We start from the raw sequence: 25,563 nt of genomic DNA, 5'->3' as shown, positions 1-25,563 counted from the left end.
ACATGATTCGTAAACGGAAGATTTTCTTTACAGGGTTGGTATTTTTGCTGTTTTTTACTTTTATAGATAGCAAAATTGCAGCTGCAGAAGAAAAAGATGGATGGAAGTTGATGTACCATGAAGATTTTCAAGATTTATTATCATTTGATGACATACCATGGGAAATAGACAATTATGGAGATAATAGCCCTTGGCATGTAGATCATTTAGATGACGATGGGGAATTTTTTCAAATTCAAGGTGGAGTTGATTTTGAGAAGCAGCTGGAAAGCTTTGATTTATTGAGGAAAAGGGTCAGCTTTGGTAAAGACGGGTGGCTGACAGCTGAATTTGCTGTTCGGGATTATGATAGAGATGGTCAGCCCGATACGGAAGCTTCATTGACTAATGTAAGTAAGGACGGCCAACAAGCTGCTGAACTGTCTACCAGCTTTGATTCTGGTTTGATTATTCGATCAACAGAAGCACTGCCATCTCAATATCGTGTCGAATATATTTTAAAAGGAATAGATTATGGAGGAAAGCGAGACGGAACCTTTGATTATGATGATAAACACAATGGATATACAATCGATGAGAGAAAATCAAATTTCCCATGGAAGCGTCAAGGAGATTTCTCGGGAGAATCCAGTCATCTTAATACGAACTTTGGAGATGTTACGAAAGAAAATGGATATTATTTCTTGTCCATTATGGATTATGAGAATCCGGCTCCACATAATAATGTTTTTATCCATAATCATCGTAAAGTTGGAATGGATGCATATAATGTTAGTTCATCCTGGAATAGTGATTATGCTGTTTGTAATCCCAAAACCGGTGAATTATACAGTCAGGCAGATGAACAAAGTTCCAATAATGCAATTAATGGAATCTTTTTTGCAGGTGATACGTTTAGAGATGAATCTATTGGCTATAATTCGTTTATGTTTGAAACAGAATGTGGTTCTTTCTATGATAGTGATACAGAATACTCTATTATTTCCAATGCAGAAATACAGCCTGAGCTTATGCCGGAAGAATCTTATACATTCGCAATAGAACGTACAGATAACAGCTATGTAATGGAGATGTCCGGCAACTTCAAGCATGTTGGTCAGCAAACATTTAGATATGAAAGAGATTTTATTGAAGATGGAAGGCCAATTTGGCACTACAATAATACGTCAGAAGAATATAATGGAGAGTTCAATTCTACATTAACTTTTGAAGGTCCTCATGGCAGCTATTCTGTTGAACAATGGCCCGAGGATTCTGCTTATCCAGATTATTTTCTGTTGGGTATACCTCATATTAATTATTATGAAGGTTCTGCGGTAATAGACGATGTAAAGCTATTTGTTCCTGGGCAGGATGAATCTGAATAACAAGACTGTTTTAGAGAGAAGGAAATAGTAGTTGGTTATAGGCGGTGTGCTGGTTCTGGATTTAATAACTGCGAATTTTTATTGCTGGTTCTGGAATAAGCCATATATATCTATTCTTTCCTATGATATAATCGCAGTAATTTAGCAGTATTTTATTAACCTCCTTTATTCATGTATGTATTTCATGGATAAAGAATATATGTGCAGGGAAGATATGAAGTAATGGATAAAAATAATAGATTGCCTCTTTATTTACAATTAATGGAGGATTTAATAAAAAAAATAGATGAAAGTTATTATCTTGAAGGAGAAAGACTGCCTCCGGAACGGGAGCTATGTGAAATTTATAAGCTGAGCAGAATCACTGTGCGTCAGGCCTTGCAAGAATTGGAAAGAGAAGGATATATTTATAAGGTGCATGGTGCAGGAACGTTTGTATCATCAAAACGCTATAATCAGCATCTTGTAAAACTTTATAGTTTCACAGAAGAGATGAAAAAGAATGGAAAGGCTCCCTCTACAGTTGTCTTGAATTTTGAAGAGACAGTCGTAGATGACCGGCTGGCAAGTAAATTAAAAATTTCTCCCTTCGAAATAGTTATTAAAGTGGTCCGGCTGCAACTTGCCGATGATGAGCCCTTGCTTTATGAGACAACTTATTTACCGAAAAAGTTTTTTCAAAACCTCTCAAAAGAAGATTTAGAGTCAAGATCGATGTACCAAATTTTTATAGAGGACTATTCGCTTGGAGTTACAAAGGCAATTGAAAGCTTTAAAGCCACTACATTACGTGAAGAAGAAGCGAAGCATTTTCAATTACCTTCTAATCAGTCAGCAATGATGATTAAACGATATGCTTATCATAATGAGTATCTGATTGGATATACACTGGGTATTGCGCGTGGAGATAAGTTTGACTATATAGTAGAATTGACATAACATTTTTAAATTAGAATAATATAAAGAAATAAATTATATAAGAACATGACGTTAAAAGGAGATTCAGACAAATATCAAGTTAAAGATTTGATATTTGTCTGAATCCTTTTTTATTATTTATCTTTAAGGACGCCTGATTGTAAAATGATTTCTATATTGTCTGACTATAGTGAGCTGGTACATATTTTCGTAAATAACATTTAATATGGAAGATAAATGTAAAATTTAATCACAGATAGCCATCCATAAAAATATGTTGATTGCAGTGTGCTTCTATCTCTCCGATGTTTTATAACTTTTCTTCTGTGGTATTAGTAGGTGTAAAAAACATGTGTAATATTAATATCTATTTTTTTAATCAGGTAGTAGAGAAAGGAGAGCTTAAAATGGAAGCGCCAGGACGACAGAAGAAAAAAAGCTTGGTGGAGAAAAGCATTGTTATTCCTTCTATTGTGATTATAGCAATCTTTAGTGCTCTATTTGCAGTGTATACAAGTGAATCTAAGGAATTATTGGACAGTATTTTTAATACATTAGTAGATTCCTTTAAATGGGGTTATTTATGGTATGCCCTTTTAATCGTTATAGCCGCAGTGTATTTCTCATTTTCTAAGTATGGGAAAGTAGTTTTAGGAGATCCGGCAAAGAAACCAAGGTACAACTTGTTTGAATATGCATCTATTTTAGTTGCGATGGGCCTTGGTTCAACTATCATGCGGACGGGTCTGACGCAATGGAGTGAGGTTGCAAATGATCCGCCATTTGGATTGGAAGCAGGATCAATGGAAGCAATTCTTGCCGGGAATTCCTACAGCATGTTTTTATGGACCTTTCAGACCTTTGCCGTCTTTGTTATGGTAGCTCCGGCGATGGGATATCTTTTGTATGTCCGAAAGAAACCAAAAATGCGTATTTCAGAGGCGTGCCGCGTTATATTCGGTGACAAGTTTACAGACGGAATAGGCGGGGTTATTCTTGATATCCTTTTCTTAGTCAGTATTTTAGCTGGAGCCGCAGTGACCTTAGGTCTTGGTACACCGATTGTTACGTATAATCTGGCGGATATATTGAATATTGAGGTGACATTTCCATTTACTGTGATTGTTACATTAGTGTGGGTTTTAGGGTTTTCCATCAGTGCTTATGTGGGGATTGATAAAGGAATCAAACGGTTAAGTACATTGAATATGTATCTTGCAGGAGCTTTTGCTCTCCTTATTCTTGTAATTGGGCCAGGAATCTTTATTATGAATTTCTTTTCTGATTCCGTACGTTATTTAATCACTAATTATATGAACTTTTCTCTGTATACTAATTCACTTGATATGGAGGGCAGTACACATATTGAAAGCCATACCGTCTTTTGGTTTGCTTACAATGCAACCTGGGCGATGCTTCACGGTGTTTTTGCAGCGATCGTATCCAAAGGCAGAACGATTAAAGAAATGATTTTAACGTATCTATTGGCGCCTACACTATTATCCTGGATTGCGACAGGTGTCCTTGGAGGACTAAGTGTTCACAGGCAGGTGACAGATGCAGTGCCGGTTCTGGATATTGTTCAAAATCAAGGCTTGGAGCAATCGATTCCTGCTATTTTGAGTTCGTTGCCATTACCGGCATTAACTATCATCTTATTTACGATTATTGCGACGGTTTTCTTAATTACTACATTAGATTCAACAACTTATACCGTAGCAACCTATATGTCTAATCAGGATATGACGAAATCTGCCCCTTATAAATCGTTAAGGATCTTAGTGGCAGTTTTGATTACAGTGCTTGCTCTGACGCTTATGAGTGTAGGAGGCCTTTCTCCGCTGGAAGTGCTATCGGGATTAATGGGGATACCAATTATTATTATTCAGGTTCTAACGGTTTATGCTGCTAAAAAAATGATGGACGAAGATCGGGCCTGGGTAAAAAATGTTCGGAAAGCAAGGTATTCTGCTGAAAAGCAGACCGATTGATAAGCGTGAATTGTAAAGAAAGACAGGGCGCATAAAATTATACTTGTTATAATAATACGGATCTTTCATAAGCGGGAGCGAAATTAGTTCGCCCGTTATGAAAGATCCGTTTCATTTTTTTAGTATCAAGTAAATCAGTTATTCTGCTTTTTTCTTACAATAATACATAGCTATTTTTAGCATAGATAATGGTCCATAAAACCTCATTTATTGATTTAAATTTCATCTTATGAAATCCCGGTATTTTTAAGCGACCAAATATCAGTATATTCTACCATCGCTTCCATTTCTTCTGTATATAACTCTATGCCATTGCTTGCGAGATCTGGATAAATTCTTGTGGAGAGAGTTGCTTCACCATCGTTTACAAATACCTCAACAGAGCATGTATCGACAAACACGTGAAGTGCAATTTCGCTATTTTTAGTGCGCAAGGGTGCTTTATTAACAGCTTTATGTGAAAGTTCTCCTGCATTTGTTGTATCGACAATTATTTCATTCGTTGCCGAGTCATAGAAAACATTTGTCTGCTCAGATCCATCCTTTGATTGACGTAGACGCAAGCCGGCTTTTCCGCCTTTTTCAATTTCTGGTAATGTCCATTTGCATTTCAGCTCATAGCTGTGTTTGAAATAAACATTGGAATTAAGATTATAAGTATCATCCTTTGATAGCATAAGTTTATCATAATGTTTATGGATATCCCGGAGTGTATTTAGTTCCTGAACCGGATGGGAGCGTACGAATCCGTCCTCACCCAATGTGAGCTCGCGAGGGATTGTCATTGCGCCGGACCACTTATCAGCTTTGGATGGAAATTCTGTAAAAGGAAAATCCATCCAGGAAATAAGGATACGCCGTCCTTTCTCGTCCTCAAAAGTCTGTGCAGCATAGAAGTCAATTCCATAGTCAATTTCCCGCTGTGATTCGGGTGTGAAAATTCCTTTTTCATAATCCATACTGCCTGTCATAACTGTACTTTTTCCATTATCCATATTCATTGGAGATGTAATCAATACATACTTATTGCCAAGCGGAAATAGATCTGGACATTCCCACATATCACCCTGAGTGCCGTCACTTTTCGCAGCAATGCCTACATATTCCCATTCCGTAAGATTGCTGGATTTGTATAGTACAATTGCTCCATCCTTATCTATGGCTGTTCCCACAACCATATACCAGAATTCTCCGTGTTTCCATACTTTCGGGTCCCGGAATTCATTGCTTAAACCTTCAGGACTTTCACTGATAACTGGATTTGCAGGATGTTTTGTGAAATGTATCCCGTCTGTTGAAGTTGCAATAGCCTGTACTTCCTTATTTTCTTTTCCTTCTAGATGACCTGTGTAAAACAGCGTCATGACATCGCCGTTCATTACTGCAGAGCCGGAGAAACACCCCATTTCGCTTTTGGTTTCATCATACTCATAGGCTTCAGATGGGGCTAAGGCAACTGGTTCATGGTTCCAGTGAACAAGATCTGTGCTTGTGGCATGTCCCCAGTGCATCGGCCCCCAGTGAAAGCTATGCGGGTTGAACTGGTAAAATAAATGGTAAATCCCATTATGTTGGATAAGGCCGTTAGGGTCATTTAACCAACCTACAGGAGCCATAAAATGATAGTTGAGACGATATGAAGCATCCTTTAACTCGTCTTTTGAATTTGCTACTGATTGATTGGCGAGTAAAAGCTGTTCATTGTGTGTCTTCGGCTGTTTCATATGGAATAACCTCATTTCGTTTTGATTTGTGATTACTTAAGAAGAAGATAGCAGCAACTGTGAAAATATAAACAATTGTGCCAAGGACAAAAAATGTCGTTATAAAACCAGTGCTGTCGTAAAGCTTGCCAATTACAGACAAAAAAGCAATAACACCGATTTCACCTGATATTTTAAAACCAATCAGGTAAATTGTAGCAGAAAGCCTTTGATCAAAATTGAGTGCAATATATTTAAAAATAGCAATGAGCAGGATAGGCAGTTCAATCCCGTGAAGAAGCTTGATCAAAGAAATAGCAATAGTACTGTCGACAAGCGCAGAGCCTATAATACGAGTACCCATAATAACACCAGCTAAAATCAATGATTGCTTCGCTCCGACTTTATTAACAATAAAGGGTGCTGCAAACAGCATGGCTGATTCAAGAAAAACCTGGAATGAATTTAAATACCCAAATACTTGATATCCGATTTCTGTATCGGTGAAATGCTGTGTTAAATAAACTGGAAACAGCTGAACATCATAAATCGTGTAAATACAAGCAGTTCCAAAAAGAAATAAAACAAAATACCAGAACTTTTTCACTTTAACAATGGAAACAATATCCTTTATGCGTAAGCTTGCTGTTTTATCTTCCTCTACTTCATTTACATCGACTTTAAAGAAGCAGTTTAGAAGAAAGAAGCCGATCCCTGCAACAGAAGCAATCCAGAAATTAAGATGAGGGTTAATGCTGAGCAATAATCCAGCAGTTAGAGTAGCACATGCGTATCCAATGGATCCCCACATTCTTGATGTCCCATATTCGAATTTGAATTTCCGGCTTAGTTTCTCGGCGTATGATTCAAGGAACGCAACCCCTGCAATGAAACCGGCTCCAAAATAAATACCGCCTAGAATAGCACCGAGCGTAAAGTTTGACTGCAGGAGCGGTTCGTATACATAAATGATAAACGGCCCTGTTCCGATTAGAAAAATACTCTGAAACCAGATTAAATGTTTCTTGGTGCCGATTTTATCCTGAATAACACCGTATAGGAGCATAAATATCAATGACAGAAAGGAATTGATTGAAAAAACGGTGCCTGTCTGAGACCCCGTTAAACCGAGCGTCCCGTTTAACCAAATGGAATAAAAAGACCACCAAACTGACCATGTAATAAAGAAAAGAAATAAATAGCCGGATGAAAACCAGTAATTTTTATTTTTAAACATATGCATTGTTATCACCTATTCTCTAAATGTAGTAAAATAATATTGTAAAAGGGATGGTTTATGAATTGGAAAAGCGAAACAAATAAAGTTAAAACGTCTTTATAACCTCCTTTGTGAATATAATGAGAATACGTATTCAAAACGATGTTATTTATTATATTCCTCGAAAAATAGTAAGTCAATGATTTTAGAAAACGATTTCTCGCTTGAATTTGTGTTTTCATTGAGCTTAACTGCCTGGTGTTGCTATATTAGAGAGGGATGATTTAGGGATTTATTATTATAAAAAGATTTTATTTTGAAGACTCTATACGAATGAATAATTCGTTTATTAGAATACGAATTCACGGAAAGGGAAGGAGTCTGCTATGGCTAAATTGACAATGAAAGAAATTGCTAAACTGGCAAAAGTTTCACAATCTACTGTCTCGCGTGTTATTAACGGGAATGAAAAAGTTAATGAAGATGCAGCAAAACGGGTCCTTAAGGTTATAGAAGATGTAGGGTATATTCCGAATAGTGCTGCACAAACTTTGAAAAGAAGCCAATCTAAAATTATTGGTGTGTGCGTTACAGAAACGTACAATCCTTATTTTGTAGAGCTGGTTGATGTGCTGGAATCCGAAGCGAGAAAACTAGGATATAGTATTCTCCTGCATAACTCTAAACATAACCCAATCACAGAATGGGAAAGTATTCAAAATTTTATAGCTCGTCAGGCGGATGGAGTAATTTGTATACCTACGGGTGAGTACAACTTACAACGAATGAATAAACTTGGTATCCCAACAGTAATCATTACACAGAACCATCAATCTTTGGATAGCGTTGGCCTTGATCATATGCAGGCCGGGAAAATTGCTGCTGAGAAATTTATACATGCAGGTCATACAAAATTTGGGTTTATTGGCACTGCACTCGATGATAAATTTTTAGGGTATAAAAGTGTATTGTACGAAAATGGTTTCGATTTTGATTTGAACAATTTTATCCGCGTTGAAGAGGCTTCTACAAACAATTATTTAATCCGGCAGGATATTGAATCATACTTAAAAGAGAAGAAAGAGCAACTTGATTTCACGTGTATTTTTGCCAGGAATGATCTGGTGGCTTTGGAATTTTTAGAAATGGCCCAGGAAAGAAAGATTCGAATACCTGAAGATATCAGTTTAATTGGTTTTGATGATACATACCTTTCAAAAATAATGGGAATTTCCAGTATTCATCAACCGATTGAAGATATGGTGAAGACGACGCTTGAGGTTCTTCTCAATCGTATTGAAAATGAAGTATCCACAGAAAAAGTTAATATCAAGTTAGACCCTGTATTAATTGAACGGACAAGCTCTAATTATAAAAAATCATAAGCTTGATGGTTGTTAGTAAAGGAATGTGGGGCCAACATTCAATAATCTTTTGTGAGTTATAAATATATGAAGCGCCCTGTGTATGGCGATTTTAAAAGAAAAGAGGAGTTTATCCATGAAAAAGAAAGTATATTTAAACCATGATGGCGGTGTAGACGATTTAATCTCGCTGTTTTTGTTGTTGCAAATGGAGGATATCAATTTAGCAGGGGTCGGGGTTATTCCAGCAGACTGTTATTTGGAGCCGGCTGTTTATGCAAGCCGTAAAATTATTGACCGTTTTGGAAAAGGGCAGAATATAGAGGTTGCTGCATCCACTTCCCGCGGGAAAAATCCATTTCCAAAAGATTGGCGGATGCACGCTTTCTTTGTAGATGCTCTGCCTATACTAAATGAGTCTGGAAAGATAGAAGCAAAGCTTGCGGAAGAAGCTGCACACGAGCACCTGGTAAAGGTTCTTCGTAAGAGTGATGAGAAAATAACACTTGTATTTGTCGGCCCCTTAACAGACCTGGCAAGAGCATTGGAAATCGCCCAGGATATTGAACAGAAAATTGAAAAGCTTATCTGGATGGGCGGAACATTTCTGGAAAATGGCAATGTTGAGGAGCCGGAGCATGATGGGACTGCGGAATGGAATGCTTTTTGGGACCCGGAAGCAGTGAAAACCGTTTGGGATAGTTCGATTGAAATTGATTTAATTGCTTTGGAAAGCACGAATATGGTTCCATTGACAATCGATGTCAGAGACAGATGGGCTGCTGAACGCCGCGATATCGGAATAGATTTTCTTGGACAGTGCTATGCAATGGTTCCTCCGCTTATGCATTTTCAAACGAACTCCACTTACTTTTTATGGGATGTATTGACAACAGCGACAGTTGGAAAGCCGGAACTGGTAAAGAAGCAAGAGGTCAAAAGCATTGTGCATCCAAACGGAGCCAGTCAGGGGAAAACCGAGATTTCAGAGTCCGGACGCCCTGTACAATTTGTTTATGAAGTTAATCGTGATGATTTTTTTGATTACATTACGAATTTGGCAAGACAGGAGAAATAAAGTAAATATGTATGATAAAAACCAAGTCTTTTTTTTAGGAAGACTTGGTTTTTTGTGTGTCAGAAAAAATTTCACTCTAATAGAGAAACCAGAAATAAATCAACGCTCCAAGTAAGAAGCCTAAAATAAATAGAATCCCTCTTTTCATAATAACTCTCCTCGCTCTTATGTATTGTCTTACTTGTTATTGTACTAAAGAGAGAAGACGATGCAATTCCGGACATTAAAGATATAAAAAATGTTCATATAATTTAAGAAATATACTTAATTAGCATAATACGCATGATATTTCTATTATCTTATAATATCTTCAAATAATTAGAATTATATAATATAGTCTGATAAATAAAAAAGTGAGGTTTTATAGAAGAAAATTTAGTCTTTATCAAGTTTGCTTCTAATAGTTATAAAATATATTTGAAGAAAGCGTTGACAAAATAAAATAGCAATGATAGTATCTTTTTTAGATTCAACTTAGATCTATGTTAGATTTTAGGAGGTGGAATACTTGAAGAGATTGATATTAGGTTTTTATGGAGACGATTTCACTGGATCAACAGATGCAATGGAAGCACTGGATCAATATGGCTTAAAAACAATTTTATTTTTAAAAATACCAAATGAAAAGATGATGGAGCGTTTCCAGGGTGTTGATTGCGTTGGAGTAGCGGGGACTGCCCGCGCGAAAAATAGAAATGGCATGGAAAAAGAATTAGTTCCTGTTTATGATTTTTTTCAAAAAATAAATCCGTATTTTGTTCATTATAAGGTTTGTTCTACCTTTGATTCATCACCAGACGTAGGAAGTATCGGGTTTGCCGGTGATCTTGCCCGGAATTATTTTAATAAAGGCAATTTCCCTTTATTAGTAGCAGCTCCAATGTTAGGGAGATATACAATATTTGGGAATCATTTTGCTGCTTTTCAGGATAAAGTATATCGCCTGGACAGACATCCAGTAATGTCCAGACATCCAGTAACCCCGATGGATGAAGCTGATTTAGCTGTGCATTTGCAGAAACAGACAGAGCAGCAGATAGATAAAGTCAGTATCTTAGACTTGGAAGAGCAGAATGTATCAGAAATCATTGAGAAGCATGCTGAAGAGGATAATATTGTATTGTTTGATGCACTAAACGATATTCATATGGAGAAGGTATCTCAAGTACTTTGGAAAATGAAGGGAACAGATACACAATTTCTATTAGGGTCCTCAGGCATTGAATATGCTTTGGGAGATGCAATGAAAAGGAATCAAGTAGCTTCTCGAGCAGAAAAGGACATAGCACCCTCCAAGATAGAGAAAATATTCTCTGTTTCCGGCAGTGTATCTGAAGTGACAAAGCAGCAGCTGGAGAATGCAGAGGAGGCTGGCTTTCATTTAGAACAAATACCTTATGAATTATTTACTGATGAGGAAAAAGCTGAAGAATTCATGGGGAATATAGTGAAGAAAATAGAGCTTAAGAAAAAGGTAATTATTTATACAGCTAAAGGACCAGATGATCCTATAATTGAAAAAACAAAACAGCATTTACTGGAAGAAGGTATTTCTAGCGAAGATACAGGGATTTACATCGGAAGGAAATTAGGAGAGTGGACCAAGAAGGTTTTAGACCAGATAGAGATTAAGAGGTTAATTATATCTGGGGGCGATACTTCAGGGTTTGTTACATCTAATTTAGATATTTTTGGACTGGAAGTGCTGGATTCTATTGCGCCAGGTGCCCCTTTATGTTTAGCATATTCAGAGAGACCTAAATTTGATGGACTAGAGATTGCATTGAAGAGTGGTCAGTTAGGCGGGCCGCAATTCTTTGAGAAAGTCTATCAGTCCGGCTCTTAATAAACTAAGGGAATGAGCGTAATTATGTTATTAAAAGATGTTGCTTATCAGAAAATTAAAGAAAGAATATTAGAAGAAAACTATGAACCCGGAAGATTTCTGTCAGAAAGAACACTAATAGATGATTTGGGAATGAGTAAAACACCTATAAAAAATGCGCTGGTTCGATTAGAATCAGAAGGATTTGTAACAGTTTCTTCAAAGCAAGGAATTATTGTGAATGATATATCCATTGAAAGAATTAATGATATTTATAATCTGCGGGTTGCTTTAGAAACTTTTAATTGTAATGAGATTTATAAACGCATAACAAAAGAACAATGTAATGAATTAGAAGAGATTGTTTATGCTACGGAGAAAGCGGCAGAAGAAGAGGATGTCAGCTTATTCGCAACACTGGATCATGAATTTCACTTAGCGATTAGTGAATTTGCCGGCAATACGGAGATTACTAAGATTTTATTAAACTATCAAGACCATTTGCGAAGAATTACGTTACGTCATTTAAAGAAAGATCCAGGAAGAGTAAGAAAGTTCTATCAGGAGCATATGGAAATCCTGGAAGCACTTAAAGCAAAAGATAAACGAAGCTCAGAATTGATGAGAGATCATTTGATAGATTCAAAAATGATTTATTTCCAATAGATGAGTTTGGAATAGGGAGAGAGAATCATGAAGGCGGTATTTGTAGATGATGCAGAGAAAGTAGTTGTTAAAGAAGCAACATTACCAGAATTAAAGGAAAATGAGGTTCAAATCAAAGTATCGGTAGCAGGAATTTGCGGCTCGGATATTCACACATATAAAGGGTTGCATCCTTTTAGGAAGCCTCCAGTTATTATTGGGCATGAAGTTGCTGGAGAGGTAGTAGAAGTAGGGGAGAAGGTAACTCGTTTTAAGGTGGGAGACCGGGTTACTGTTGAACCTCAAATAGGCACAGGAGAAAGTGAAGGAATTATGACAGGGAATATTAATTACTCTGATAATCGCTTAGCACCGGGGATGGGAGATTGGCTGGGGACAATGGCAGAGTACTTTATTGCGCCTGAAGCTCAGGTTCTTCCTTTGCCTGATACAGTTACGTATGATGAAGGAGTGCTTGTAGAGCCTTTGGCAGTTGGTGTGCATGCTGCCTATAAGGGAGAAGTACAGCAAACAGACAGAGTCGCTATTTTAGGAGCTGGTCCCATTGGCCTCTTAACGCTTATTGCTGTTAAAGATAGAGGTGTAGAAAACGTTGTTGTTACGGATGTACTTGAATATTCTTTAGAAAAAGCAAAAGAAATGGGGGCTTCCAGTGTAATTAATATTAAAGAGAAACAAAACTGGGTTAATGAAGCAAAAGAGGTACTGGATAAGGGTTCATTTGATAAAGTTTTCATTACTGCCGGAGTTCCCGGGATTGTGAATGATGCGTTGAATTTATTAAAAAAAGGTGGCCGTGTAGTAACTGTAGCTATGTTTCATGGTCAACAGGAAATTGATATTGAGCAGCTGCAGCAAAACGAAAAAGAAGTAGTCGGCTGTATGACATACAATCGTCCCGATTCGGAGAAGGCTCTGGAAATTATCACAAAAGGTGAATTAGGTGTCGACAAGGTTATTTCACATAAATTACATTACGAAGAAGCTGGAAAAGGATTTAAGATGGTCGACAAAAAGCTGGATAATTCTGTGAAAGTTCTTATTTCTTTTGAATAGGAGGATGAAAATGAAATCAAAAATAGTATTTTTACTCTTATTAATAACGGCCTTTTTTCTAGCTGCTTGTAATCAGGGAACTGCTGATGGAAAAGAAACAAAAGTATTACGGCTTGGACATATCCAAAATGAATCTAATGCTTGGCATAAAGGATCATTGAAATTTGCTGAGCTGGTCGAAAAAAAAACAAATGGCTCTGTCAAAGTAGAGGTTTATCCAAGCTCTACTTTGGGAGAAGACCGTGACCTGGTGGAAGGGATGCAGATAGGCACAGTAGATTTTGCATTAGTAGCAGGGGTTATGTCCAATTTTTATGAACCATATTCTATTTTGGAATTACCTTATTTATTTCACGATTTAGATCACCTGGAAGAGTTTGTTTATGGCGATGAAGGTAAGCGTTTGCAGGATGATATGTTAGAAGAGACGGGAGTCAGAGGACTGGAATTTTGGTTGCGTGGACCTAGAGAATTAACCACGAATAAATTGGTAGAGAGTCCGGAAGATTTAAGAGGACAAAAAATTCGTGTACCTAACATTGAAGCATCTGTAGAAGGATGGAAAGCAATGGGAGCCAGTCCAACGCCCATGAATTTTGGGGAAGTCTATTCCTCTTTGCAAACGGGAGTAATAGATGCTCAAGAAAATCCAATAGAGTTTACTGCCAGTGCCCGCATCCAAGAGGTACAAAATTATCTTGTGATGACAGATCATGTATTTGGGTATGTGCAGCTTTTAATGAGCGATAAAACATTTGAAGAACTGACGGAAGCAGAAAGTGAAGCTGTTTTGGAAGCAGCTGAAGAGGCTAGAAACTACCAAAATGATTTGGTTTTTCAGGAGGAGGAAGCAGCTATTCAAGCCATGCTGGATGCCGATGTAGAAATTATCGAAGTTGATCAGGAGCCATTTAGAGAGGCAGTGCAGGATATTAACGAAAAATTAGCTGATAAGTATGGGAGAGAGCTATATGACACCATACAGAGTATGAGGGAGTAAAGCTTATGAATAAGTATATTAAAACAATAGACAAAATAAATAGTGGTGTGAAGTATCTGGTGGCAGTATTGCTGATTATTCTGGCTATATTAGTCGTATTACAGGTAACAACTCGTTTTATTATCAATATTCCTCTCAGTTGGACAGAAGAGTTAGCAAAATATTTAATGATCTATATTGTATTTTTAGGATCTGGTCTTGCTTTTCGTAACAATCAGCATATTGCAATTGATTTTCTTTTAGAGGTTTCAAGCCCAAAAACAAGAGAAAAACTGGAAAAACTTGTTTTATGGATAAGTGCGATTTTTTGCTTAGCATTAGCGTACTTTGGGATACATCTGACTTATCTGGTAATTGATCAGTCTACGCCAACTTTACAGTATTCTATGGCTTGGGCTTATGCTGCTATGCCTATAGGTTCACTTTTGATGTTCTTTAATATTATTGCAGCAGGAATAGATCCGGATAAAAAAAGCGTGGAAGGTGATGTCCAATGATTTTTGTTTTAGTTGTATCTTTACTCTTGTTATTTTTAATTGGCGTTCCAGTCGCCATTTCATTGGGGATTTCATCTAGTTTAGCACTTTTAGTAGCGGGAGATATTCCATTACTTGCCTTGGCACAAAGAGCATTTGTTTCTCTGGACTCATTTCCATTACTTGCCATTCCTCTATTTATACTGGCTGGATCTTTGATGGAGCATGGGGGAATATCACAAAGATTAATTAATTTGGCAAATGCTGCTACAGGGCATGTATCAGGCGGTCTGGCTATTGTAACTGTTGTAACCACAATGTTTTTTGCTGCCATTACTGGATCAAGTGTAGCAGCAACAGCTGCACTCGGTGCGATTTTAATCCCTGCGATGATAAAAAGAGGCTACGAAAAAGAATTTGCTGGCGGCGTTCAATCTATTTCAGGAACACTTGGCATTATTATGCCTCCAAGTATTCCGTTGATTCTTTATGGTACAGCTGTAGGCGCTTCTATAGGAGACCTATTTGTTGCTGGAATGGTTCCCGGGGTAATAATTGGAATTGGCTTGGTTATTACAGTATATATCCTTGCAAAAAAGAGAAATTACTCAAAGGAACCAAAAAAATCAGCAAAAGAAATTTGGAAAGCATTTGTTGAAGCAATTCCGGCCTTAATTATGCCAGTTATTATATTAGGTGGAATTTATAGTGGTATTTTTACTGCAACGGAAGCCGCTGGGGTAGCGGTAGCTTATGCATTTATTGTGAGTGTTGTATTCTATCGGGCAATTACGAAAGATAATATTAAAGCAATCTTAACACAAGCGTCTTTAACTACTGCTACACTTATGCTGATTCTTTCTACAGCAGGACTGTTCAGCTGGATTTTAACGATTGAAAATATTCCACAGCAGGTAGCTGGGTTCATAACCTCTATTTCTGACAATCCAATGATATTCTTAGGAATTGTTATCCTGTTGTTATTAATCGTTGGAATGTTTATGGAAACAAATGCTTCTATTATTATTTTAGCGCCTATACTTGTTCCGGTAGCTGCAGAGCTTGGAATTAATTCGGTTCATTTCGGTATTGTAATGATTGTCACACTTGCGATTGGGATGGTTACGCCACCATTAGGACTGAACCTATTTGTTGTATCTAAGATAGCTCATCTTCGTATAGACAGATTAACAAGAAGCCTTGTGCCATTTTATATAGCTATACTGATCTGTTTACTTATAGTTACTTTTATTCCTGGATTAACAATGAGTGTTGTGGAATGGATGAAATAAATAGAGGAGAGGATGACAGAGAATGAATAAACAAATATTAAAGGAACTGCAAATGACAGGAAAGTTTATGATGGATAAAGATCTGGCTTGGGGTACAGCAGGAAATATCAGTGCGAGGGAGGAAAATGGTTATATCATTTCAGCTACTGGTACGTACTTGGGAGAATTGGATATGGGCAGCTTTTCATTATGCAAAGATGGCAATCAGATAGCCGGAGAAAAGCCTTCCAAAGAGTATCTGATGCACGAAGGGATTTATGAAGAAAGGCCAGAAATAAATGCAGTTCTACATGCTTCTCCTTTTTACAGTACATTAATTGCAAATTCTGATCTAAATTTACCATCGAATTATTTTGTGGAGTCGATGTATTATCTTGAAAGAATTGTAAGGATTCCGTTTTATCATCCGGGCAGTAAAGAATTAGCACAGGCAGTTAAAGAAAGAGCAAAGGATTCCAATGTATTCTTATTGGAGAATCATGGAATAATTGTCTGTGATACAAGTCTAAAAGAAGCCCGTACAGCTTTACAGACATTAGAGTATACAGCTCGAATGCATGTTACAGCTTTAGAAAAGAATATTAACATGAATGGATTAAGTGAAGAAACAGTGTATGACTTCCTTCATCATTCAGGTTATAAACCCCTTCGTAAATGGCAATAAAATAACCATACCTCGTTATGAAGTAACTTTTAAAGGTGGAGTGAAACTCGTGCTTTAAAAAACTTCTATAGAGGTATGGTCTTTTTGTATAACGATCTATTCACTGATATAAACGATTGAAACAATTCTTGAGTATTTACTTAGTTTTAAAATTATTGCGTGTGTATCAATTACTCAAGTCATCAAAATAGAAAAAGCACTATAAACAAGTAATAAGCCCATAACAATATTAAATATAGTCTGATAACGGGATAAAAAATTTTGAAGTACTGAGCCAAATAAGCTCCAAGTAACAGAACTGAAAATACCTACAATGCCAAGAAAAAGGCAAAAGAGTATATAGCTTGAATAGGAGCTGTAATAAGGCAGCAGGAACGTAGATACAACTGCAATACCATATAAAATTGCTTTTGGATTAATAAATTGCATCAATGTGCCGACGACAAATAAATTCTTATGTGCTTTTGTGGGAGGCTCTCCGCTGTTTCCTGAACTGGTGAATGTTTTAAAGGCAAGGTATAACATGTAGAAAACACCCAAAAATTTTAATGGTGTTTCAATGAAAGGCAAAATTTCAATTAAAGCCCGATTAAAAAAACTACAAATTAAAGCAATCAGACAGAAACCTGAGCCAACACCAATACAAAAGGAAAGCGTATTTCGAAACCCATAGCGATTTGCAAAAGAAATAGCCATAAAATTATTTGGGCCAGGTGTAAAACTGCTGATAAAAACAAATGTGAGGAAAGCAGAAATTGGCATTGGTGTAAATCTCCTTTTGAATAATTCAGAATAACGTTTATTATACATGAAATAAAGCTGAGAACGCAGCTTTTATTTATTCATGTAAGGAAAAAACACATAAGAAAAAAGCCGAGTCTTTTCTACAGGGGCTTGGCTTTTCTTATGTATCTTACTGGTTCGGATTATGGGAAATAAAATACAAAAGAGTATCTCTTTTATATTAGAATTTTTCTCTTATATGTAAATATATTTAATATAATGAAATCCTAACAAAATCCATTTCTGTATGAAAGCGCCTACAGAATAAATTTCCTATAGGGGAGGAAATTTACCTAATATAGCGATTGCTTAAATTATATTATAAATTAGATGCATAGGAAGGTTGGGATTAAGGTGAGTAAGAAACACAATCAACTAATTAACTTTCTATCAAATCAGGAACAGGAGTATGTCCCTGCTGTCCAAATTGCTGAGGCTATTGGGGTGACAGATCGAACGATTCGAAATTATATCAAGGAGATTAATGAGAAGTCTAATCAAATTTCTATTGTCTCTTCCTCAGAAGGCTATAAGCTTCAAACGGAAGATATAAATATGCTGATAGTTAATGAAGCAGAGCTGGAAGAGACATTGCTGGATTTTGAAATTGTTCAATTTCTGATGACTAGAGATGATTATACTACTTACGATGAAATTGCGGATAAATTCTTTTATTCACCTCAAACCATTCGCAGCAGAATTCAGAAATTGACAATGAATATGGATAAGCTGGGGATTGATGTTTCAATAGATACAAAGGTATTTAAAGGTATTATGCTGGTGGGCACAGAAATACAAAAACGTGTTTTACTGGAGAATCTTTTCACTTCTATTTCTATAAAGAAGGAGGTCTATAAAGACTTTTTAACAAAGAACTTCTGTAATTGGGTTGATGAGGATGTAATAGAAAGCATTTTAAACCTGGTAGAGGAAATTAATATAAAATATGACTTAAACTTAGAATTTTTAATGTATAAAAAAATGTCAGTCCAATTGATTATTATGATCTCACGAATTGAAAGCGGCAATCATGTTGTTATTGAATTAAGTGAGGAAATGGATTTTAAAGATTTTAAAGAATTTGAAGTGGCAAGTGCTTTTTGTAACGGCATTCTTCAATATGTAATCGCTTCAGAAAGTGAACGTATTTACTTAACCAATTATTTAATGTCGCTGCACTTAGATTTAGAAGAACCTGGAGTAGAAAACAAAGATTTGCAGACTGTAAAGAAAATTGAGCAGATTTTATTGAATATAGAGCAAGCTTACCAAGTACCAACCTATTCTCAAAAGAAATTTAAAAGTAATATTTTGAATCATATTTATCGAATTATTTACCCGGTATCCCATAACCTGCTTATTTATAATCCTTTTGTAAAGGAAACGAAATCAGAGTATTTTTTCTCATTTAGCATTGCTTCGAATATTGCATTGAAGATTGAAAAGGAATTTAATGTTGAAATTCATGACAGTGAAATAGCTTATTTAGCTTATCATATTCAAAATATTTTCGAAGCTCAGGATAAGAAAAGAATAAAGACAATCATTTTATATAGCAGAAATTATGAGCGTACAAAGCTGCTCTCATCCAAAATAGCAACCTATTTTAATGAATTGGAAATTTATAAAATAGAGAAATGCTCTCAGGATTATACTTTTCATGAAAATTGTTTGTATATCGGCATCGATTTAGCGTTTACTCCAAAGACCAAAAAAGACATTATTATGATTCAAAACGGGCTTCATAATGGGGAAATAAAAAAGATCCGATTTTTTCTTGAATCTCAAAACTCTATCATAGAACGTGCCAATATTTTTTTGATAAACGAAAATAACCCGGAGCAAGCGATCCAAAATCTTCTACAAAGCAATCAACGGGGACAGTTTATTGAAGCGGTTATGAAAAGAGAAAAAATGTCTTATACCTCTATCGGGAATTTAGTAGCTATTCCGCATCCCTATTTTGAAATGCAGGAATATAAAGAAGAAGTCATTATTGGAATAAATCAGAAAGCGATTGAATGGGGAAATGAACTGGTTCAATTGATTATTATTTATTTACCATCTGATGATGTGGAAAGAAATGAATATATTTTTACGGAATTTTTCCAGAAAACGAAAAATATAAAAGATGTTATGAAGCTAGTTCAAATGGAAACAAAGGAAGAATTCATACATTGTTGGAATCAAATTTAAATGAGGAGTGATGATGATGTTATTAAATATGAAAGATTTATTAAAAACAGCATATGAAAATCAGTTTGCAGTAGGGTCTTATAATGTGGCCAATAGTGAGTTTGTAAGAGTAGTGATTGAGGCGGCGGAAGAAAAGAATGCACCTGCTATTATACAGATTCATCCAAACGAAATTGAACTGCTGGGAGATGAATTTACAGCTTACGTAAGAGAGATTTGTCAGCGCACCTCTATACCGGTAGCTATTCATTTAGACCACGGGGCTTCTGTTCAAGATGTCATGCGGGCTATTAGAAATGGTTTTACCTCTGTGATGATAGATGCTTCTCATGCTTCCTTTGAAGACAATATAGCGATTACGAAAGAAGTGGTGCAGCTGGCGCATGCTGTCAATGTATCTGTAGAGGCGGAATTAGGAACTATCGGATCGAATGATAACAGCTCAGAAGGCGGTGCAGACGAAATCTTATATACCGATCCTCAGGATGCAAAGATATTTGTTGAGGAGACTGGAGTCGATACGCTGGCTGTTGCTATTGGAACTTCTCATGGGCAATATAAACATGCTGGTAAACCAGAATTAAAATTAGATTTACTTCAAGAAATTCATCAGCAAGTTAATATTCCCTTGGTTCTTCATGGAGGAAGTGACAATAAAGATGAGGAAATTTCGCAGACCTATCTTCACGGGGTTTCAAAAATTAATCTTTCAACCGATATGAAAAATGCCTTCTTCCAAGAAATGCGCAGCTTTTTAACGGAAAATCAAGGTGCATATGAACCGGATGTAATTATGCCGAGTGCTCGTAACGCAGCAAAAGAAGTGGTAAAGAAAAAAATGGATTTATTTAATTCAACAAATCATGCGCATCTTTATTTTAAATAAATGGCAGAGCGAGGGAGAGCAATGGAATTTATTGATATTCTCACAAAAGAAAATATTATTTTAAATTTAAAAGGAAAAAATCAGGATGAAGTGATCAATGAATTAGTGGGAAGATTAGCTGACAACAAGCTTACTAGTAATCCGGAAGAATTTAAGCAGGCTATCTATAAAAGAGAAAGTGAAATTTCTACAGCTGTTGGGTATAGTGTTGCGATTCCTCATGCTAAAAGCAAAACAATCTCAAAGCCTGCTATTATATTTGGAAGAACATTAGAAGGAATTGATTATGGAGGGCAGCATACTAATCTTATATTTATGATTGCAGCACCTGAGAATGCTTCTGATGATCATCTGGAATTGTTATCCAGACTTTCAACTTTCCTGATGGATGAAACCTTTAGAGCGAAGCTGCTGGTTGCTCTGTCTACCGATGAAATTGTTAGTGTTATAGAGGAATATGAGAAACAAAAAAAGAGTGAAAATATAGAAAAAAATGACAGCGATAAATATTTAATTGGAATTACAGGGTGTATGACAGGGATTGCACATACGTATATGGCGGCAGAGGCGTTAAAAGAGGCAGCCCGAAAACGGGGAATGAAAGCAAAAATACAAACAAATGGTGCAAATGGTCCTGAAAACAGGTTGACTGCCAAAGATATTCAAAATGCAGATGCTATTGTGGTTGCACATGACGTGAACGTGGACACATCTGGATTCAAAGGGAAGAAATATGTAGATGTACCTGTGAAAAAAGCGATTAATCACGCTGACGAACTAATTGATCAGGCGCTATCTTATAATATAAAAGAGATAAACAGAGATTCTGCAGAAGTAAAAGAAGAGAAAGAAGAAGCTTCTGAAGAAAAAGGCGGCCTGCAATTTTATAAACATATTATGAGCGGTGTTTCTTACATGATTCCATTCGTGGTTGTAGGCGGAATATTTATAGCGATATCCTTTATGTTTGGAATTTATGCCGCAGACCCTGAAAGTGAGCAGTATAACATATTTGCTCATTTCTTTAGCCAGGTTGGAGGAGACGCTGCCTTTGCATTAATGGTTCCGATTTTAGCAGGATTCATTGGCTATAGTATTGCAGGTAAACTGGGATTAGCACCTGCAATGATTGGTGGAATGATGGCGAATATAGGAGATGCGGGATTCCTTGGAGGAATGATCGCCGGTTTTGTAGGGGGCTTTGCTGCAAAATTTATTGCCAAGTCTATGAGAAAAGTTCCGAAATCATTCCAAGGATTGATTTCTATATTAGTTGTACCTTTACTAAGTACATTAATCGTCGGAGCTTTTATGTTTTTCGTTTTAAATACCCCGATGTCAGCACTAAATGAATTTTTAGAGGGCTGGTTAAGAGGTTTAACAGGAGTTAATGCTGCTATTCTGGGTGCTCTGCTGGCAGGAATGATGGCTTCTGATATGGGAGGCCCCATCAATAAAACTGCGTCTGCTTTTGGTTTAGCGATGTTTGCAGCTAATATTTTTGAGCCTTCAGCTGCATTAATGGTTGGTGGAATGGTTCCACCAATTGGAATTGCTTTGGCAACGACGATTTTTAAAAATAGATTTACCGGCCCGGAAAGAGAAGCAGGAAAAGCCAGTTATGTACTTGGGGCCAGCTTTATCACAGAAGGAGCCATACCGTTTGCTGCAGCAGATCCTTTAAGAGTTATACCAGCGAATATTATTGGAGCCGCTATAGGTGGAGGCATCTGTATGGCACTGGATATCTCTTTAAAGGCGCCACATGGAGGTATTTTTGTAATACCGATAGCAAGTAATAAACCTTTATTGTATATTGGATGTATTTTATTAGGTTCCATTATTACCTGTTGTATTTTAGGATTTTTGAAGAAACCTTTATCAGAGGAAGATAGAAAAAAAGGGAAAGAAATGAGCTCCATTTTTTAATATTAATATATTTAGAAAGAGTTAAGCGGCTGGTCTAGAATAAGTCGCTTAACTTTTTTGTTTTGGGGTAATATATAATATAAATTTAGCTGATGTGATGCTTCTCCCATTCTTAAATAATCTATGTTATAATTCAAAACAACGCATAAATTTGCATGAATTTAGTATAAAAATACATTTATGATAGAATGATATATCAGAATTAGGAGGTTTATCAGCAAATGTCATTAGAAAAAAACTATGAAGCTATTCAGAATGAGCTGATTCAAATCAGTAATCAATTATATGAAAATCCAGAACTGGGAGATCAGGAATTTGAATCCATGAAGTTACTGGTTAAATATTTAAAATCCTATGATTTTGAAGTAGAAACAGGTATCGTCGATCGCCCGACTGCTTTTCGTGCAGAGTATACAAGCGGTAAGCCGGGGCCAACTATTGCTTATTTGGCAGAGTATGATGCGCTGCCAGGAATTGGACACGGCTGCGGACATAATTTAATTGCTACATTTGCTGTTGGAGCAGGGGTGATTCTGCGTCAGCATGTAGATGAAATTGGCGGGAAAGTAGTTGTCTTAGGCACACCTGCAGAAGAAACGAGCGGTGCGAAAGTACCGATGAGCGAGCAGGGTACTTTTGACGATATTGATGTAGCAATGATGGTGCATGGTGCAGACGTATCTTCGGAAAGTGGTCCGATGCTGGCAATGGATGCTCTTCAATTTGACTTTACTGGTAAGGCAGCGCATGCAGCAGCGTCTCCAGAAAAAGGAATTAATGCATTAGACGCAGTGATTCAATTATTTAATGGAATAAATGCACTTCGTGAACATGTTCCAGATGATGTGAGAATTCATGGGATTATTACAAAAGGCGGAGAAGCAGCGGGAATTGTACCAGCAGAAGCTACAGCACAATTTTACATTCGTGCTAATGAGCGGAAATTAGTGGATGAGCTGGGCGCGAAGGTCAGAAATATTGCTGAAGGAGCCTGCTTGATGACAGGGGCTTCTGTAGAAATTTCCAACTATGAGCTGAGCTACGATAATATGATTACCAACCAGGCTCTATCAGATACATTTACCAGGCATATGAAGTCGTATAGTGCCAACCCTGTTTATCCAGCTGTTCCGGCAACAGGATCTGCGGATATGGGAAATGTTAGTCAGGTTGTTCCATCTATTCATCCATATGCCGGTTTAAATGAGCCGGGACTTGTTTTCCACACAACAGAATTTGCAGAAAAAACCATAACGCCAGATGGAGAAGCAGCGATTCATGATGCAGTTCTATCATTGGCACATACAGGATACGACATTATAGTCAACAAAGATTTACTACATGCGATTAAAGAAGAATTTGAAAATCAGTAAGTAAAAACGAGAGGGTATCTCATCGTAACAGGTAGTTTATTTCTTTAATTAAAAGTTGTAAACTGCCTGTTTTTTATTGTAAAAGCTTTTTAAAAACTGAAAAAGGAGATGTTACCATGAGCGAAAATGTTAATACAGCGGGAAGTACACAAGAGCCGAAAAAGAAAAAATGGGAATTTCCGCATGTTTTTGCTCTCATGTTTGGACTGATTATTATTACAGCAATATTGACATACTTTATTCCAGCTGGAGAGTACGAACGAGAAACAACCATTGTCAATGACACAGAGAGAACGGTTGTTATTAACGATACATATCATGAAGCAGAAGGAAGTCCAACTGGATTTTTTGAAATCTTTCAAACGATTCATAAGGGGATGACACAAAGTGCTGATATTATTTTCTTTATCTTTATTGTCGGCGGAGCTTTTGGAATTTTAAATGCAACGAAAGCCATTGAAACAGGACTTGCGAATTTATCAATGAAAATGGCGAATCGGGAAATTTACTTGATTCCTGTAGTAATGACACTCTTTGCTCTAGGCGGGGGAACATTTGGAATGTCAGAGGAGACAATTCCATTTATTATGATTCTGGTGCCTTTAGCGATGAAATTAGGGTTTGATTCCTTAGTTGGTGCAGGGATGGTTATTGTCGGTTCCTGTGCAGGATTTACAGCTTCATTTATGAATCCATTTACTGTTGGAGTAGCTCAAGGGATTGCCGAGTTACCGACATTCTCTGGAATGGGTGTCCGTCTTGTGATGTGGGCTATCTTTGTTACATTTAGTATAGCGTTTGTCATGATTTATGCGAAAAAAGTAAAGAAAAACCCAGAGAAAAGCCTAATGTACAAGATTGATAAGCAAAGAAATTTTGATGATTCCTTAGATGGACATTATACAAAATTGACTGGCAGACAAGCTATTATTATTGGATTATTGGTAGCCACAATTATTATTTTAGCAATTGGAGTCATCTATTTTGACTGGTTTATTATGGAGATAGCTTCTCTTTTCTTAATTATGGGGATTATCGCCGGCTTTGTCGGTAAGCTGCGTGTAAATGAAATTGCCGGTTCCTTTATTGACGGCTGTAAAGAGCTTCTTGTCGGAGCGCTGGTTGTCGGTTTTGCATATGGAATTCTTGTTGTTTTAGAGGAAAGTAATACAATTGATACAATTTTATTTGCTGCATCCAGTCTGGTAAGCCAGCTTCCTACTGCTTTTTCTGCAATAGGAATGTATGCATTCCAGAGTGCTCTTAACTTTTTAGTTCCGTCTGGAAGTGGACAGGCTGCTTTAACAATGCCAATTATGACACCATTATCAGATCTTACGGGAGTGAGCAGACAGACAGCGGTAATGGCATTCCAGTTGGGTGATGGGATATCAAATGCGATTACTCCAACATCCGGAGTTTTGATGGCTTCCTTAGCGATTGCTAAAATTCCATGGACAACCTGGTTCCGGTGGGTTATTCCGTTGATTCTTCTGTCTTATCTTGTTGGAGGCATTATTCTTACGATTGTCCATATGTTTATTTGGACGGTTTAACTAAAATAACAAACAAAAAATTCCTTTCTGATTACAGAAAGGAATTTTTTGTTTGCAGAGAAAAACGGGAGGTTATTTCTTATTAAATTAATGAAGCCTCAGCTAAAGGGTAACTCAGTATTTTTAAATTATTTTATTTATTTGATTATTTTTACTTTATGATTCTCTCTTAAAGTAATGATACTTTTGACCGATATAAAGTTTATGACTATTTATATACA

At 36.7% G+C, this 25,563-nt stretch carries 20 protein-coding genes; 17 read left to right on the top strand and 3 right to left on the bottom strand.

Annotation, left to right across the window (positions count from 1 at the left end):
- Window positions 1–2: 2 nt before the first annotated feature.
- From MKY30_RS04210 to MKY30_RS04200, 3 genes are all read left to right on the top strand, one after another.
- Window positions 3–1,367, top strand: a complete 1,365-nt coding sequence (locus MKY30_RS04210) for a hypothetical protein (protein ID WP_339283526.1) — start codon at window positions 3–5, stop codon at window positions 1,365–1,367.
- Window positions 1,368–1,589: 222 nt separating this feature from the next.
- Window positions 1,590–2,306 (top strand): GntR family transcriptional regulator, encoded by a 717-nt coding sequence (locus MKY30_RS04205; protein ID WP_341082885.1) that lies wholly within the window; start codon window positions 1,590–1,592, stop codon window positions 2,304–2,306.
- A gap of 386 nt (window positions 2,307–2,692) precedes the next feature.
- On the top strand, window positions 2,693–4,276 hold the full coding sequence (locus MKY30_RS04200) for a BCCT family transporter (RefSeq protein WP_147211834.1): 1,584 nt from the start codon (window positions 2,693–2,695) through the stop codon (window positions 4,274–4,276).
- A 227-nt stretch (window positions 4,277–4,503) separates the two neighbouring features.
- Here MKY30_RS04200 and MKY30_RS04195 read toward each other — a convergent pair whose 3' ends face one another.
- Both MKY30_RS04195 and MKY30_RS04190 read right to left on the bottom strand, forming a co-directional pair.
- Window positions 4,504–6,000, bottom strand: a complete 1,497-nt coding sequence (locus MKY30_RS04195) for a glycoside hydrolase family 32 protein (protein WP_341082884.1) — start codon at window positions 5,998–6,000, stop codon at window positions 4,504–4,506.
- Entirely contained in the window at window positions 5,975–7,216 is a 1,242-nt protein-coding gene (locus tag MKY30_RS04190; RefSeq protein ID WP_341082883.1) for an MFS transporter, read from the bottom strand. The genes MKY30_RS04195 and MKY30_RS04190 overlap by 26 nt, the downstream gene beginning before the upstream one ends.
- Before the next feature lie 368 nt (window positions 7,217–7,584).
- Between MKY30_RS04190 and MKY30_RS04185 the strand changes: the two genes are divergently transcribed.
- The 9 genes from MKY30_RS04185 to MKY30_RS04145 all read left to right on the top strand — a co-directional run bounded on the left by MKY30_RS04185 (window position 7,585) and on the right by MKY30_RS04145 (window position 16,619).
- On the top strand, window positions 7,585–8,583 hold the full coding sequence (locus MKY30_RS04185) for a LacI family DNA-binding transcriptional regulator (RefSeq protein WP_341082882.1): 999 nt from the start codon (window positions 7,585–7,587) through the stop codon (window positions 8,581–8,583).
- A 115-nt stretch (window positions 8,584–8,698) separates the two neighbouring features.
- Window positions 8,699–9,640, top strand: coding sequence for a nucleoside hydrolase (locus MKY30_RS04180; protein WP_341082881.1), 942 nt, complete (start codon window positions 8,699–8,701; stop codon window positions 9,638–9,640).
- A gap of 499 nt (window positions 9,641–10,139) precedes the next feature.
- Window positions 10,140–11,486 carry a four-carbon acid sugar kinase family protein gene (locus MKY30_RS04175; protein WP_246145211.1) on the top strand — a complete coding sequence of 449 codons (1,347 nt, stop codon included), beginning with the start codon at window positions 10,140–10,142 and terminating at the stop codon, window positions 11,484–11,486.
- 24 nt (window positions 11,487–11,510) lie between these two features.
- Entirely contained in the window at window positions 11,511–12,131 is a 621-nt protein-coding gene (locus MKY30_RS04170; RefSeq protein WP_147211907.1) for a GntR family transcriptional regulator, read from the top strand.
- Between the two features lie 27 nt (window positions 12,132–12,158).
- Window positions 12,159–13,187: a zinc-dependent alcohol dehydrogenase gene (locus MKY30_RS04165; protein ID WP_339283521.1), complete on the top strand. Its 1,029-nt coding sequence runs from the start codon at window positions 12,159–12,161 to the stop codon at window positions 13,185–13,187.
- Between the two features lie 10 nt (window positions 13,188–13,197).
- The gene (locus tag MKY30_RS04160; RefSeq protein WP_341082880.1) at window positions 13,198–14,187 is read left to right on the top strand and encodes a TRAP transporter substrate-binding protein; all 990 of its coding nucleotides are present in this window, start codon (window positions 13,198–13,200) and stop codon (window positions 14,185–14,187) included.
- Between the two features lie 5 nt (window positions 14,188–14,192).
- Entirely contained in the window at window positions 14,193–14,684 is a 492-nt protein-coding gene (locus tag MKY30_RS04155; RefSeq protein WP_147211827.1) for a TRAP transporter small permease, read from the top strand.
- Window positions 14,681–15,955 carry a TRAP transporter large permease gene (locus MKY30_RS04150; protein WP_341082879.1) on the top strand — a complete coding sequence of 425 codons (1,275 nt, stop codon included), beginning with the start codon at window positions 14,681–14,683 and terminating at the stop codon, window positions 15,953–15,955. The genes MKY30_RS04155 and MKY30_RS04150 overlap by 4 nt, the downstream gene beginning before the upstream one ends.
- A 22-nt stretch (window positions 15,956–15,977) precedes the next feature.
- On the top strand, window positions 15,978–16,619 hold the full coding sequence (locus MKY30_RS04145) for a class II aldolase/adducin family protein (protein ID WP_147211825.1): 642 nt from the start codon (window positions 15,978–15,980) through the stop codon (window positions 16,617–16,619).
- A gap of 174 nt (window positions 16,620–16,793) precedes the next feature.
- On the opposite strand, the gene MKY30_RS04140 is transcribed toward MKY30_RS04145, so the two are convergent.
- Window positions 16,794–17,381: a LysE family transporter gene (locus MKY30_RS04140; RefSeq protein WP_147211824.1), complete on the bottom strand. Its 588-nt coding sequence runs from the start codon at window positions 17,379–17,381 to the stop codon at window positions 16,794–16,796.
- Window positions 17,382–17,756: 375 nt separating this feature from the next.
- Here MKY30_RS04140 and MKY30_RS04135 point away from each other — a divergent pair, with 375 nt between their 5' ends.
- From MKY30_RS04135 to MKY30_RS04115, 5 genes are all read left to right on the top strand, one after another.
- Window positions 17,757–19,598 carry a BglG family transcription antiterminator gene (locus tag MKY30_RS04135; RefSeq protein WP_341082878.1) on the top strand — a complete coding sequence of 614 codons (1,842 nt, stop codon included), beginning with the start codon at window positions 17,757–17,759 and terminating at the stop codon, window positions 19,596–19,598.
- 16 nt (window positions 19,599–19,614) lie between these two features.
- Window positions 19,615–20,484, top strand: coding sequence for a ketose-bisphosphate aldolase (locus MKY30_RS04130; protein ID WP_147211822.1), 870 nt, complete (start codon window positions 19,615–19,617; stop codon window positions 20,482–20,484).
- 21 nt (window positions 20,485–20,505) lie between these two features.
- The gene (locus MKY30_RS04125; protein ID WP_147211906.1) at window positions 20,506–22,413 is read left to right on the top strand and encodes a PTS fructose transporter subunit IIABC; all 1,908 of its coding nucleotides are present in this window, start codon (window positions 20,506–20,508) and stop codon (window positions 22,411–22,413) included.
- Between the two features lie 221 nt (window positions 22,414–22,634).
- Entirely contained in the window at window positions 22,635–23,786 is a 1,152-nt protein-coding gene (locus MKY30_RS04120) for a M20 family metallopeptidase (RefSeq protein WP_147211821.1), read from the top strand.
- Window positions 23,787–23,902: 116 nt separating this feature from the next.
- Complete coding sequence (locus MKY30_RS04115; protein WP_147211820.1) at window positions 23,903–25,342, top strand: YfcC family protein; 1,440 nt, start codon at window positions 23,903–23,905, stop codon at window positions 25,340–25,342.
- The last annotated feature ends 221 nt before the right edge of the window (window positions 25,343–25,563 follow it).

Origin of the sequence: Oceanobacillus sp. FSL W8-0428 (assembly GCF_038004405.1) — a bacterium.
Classification (GTDB): domain Bacteria; phylum Bacillota; class Bacilli; order Bacillales; family Amphibacillaceae; genus Oceanobacillus; species Oceanobacillus sojae.
Note: the sequence above shows the minus strand (reverse complement) of the source record. Positions and strands in the feature narration are given on the sequence as shown.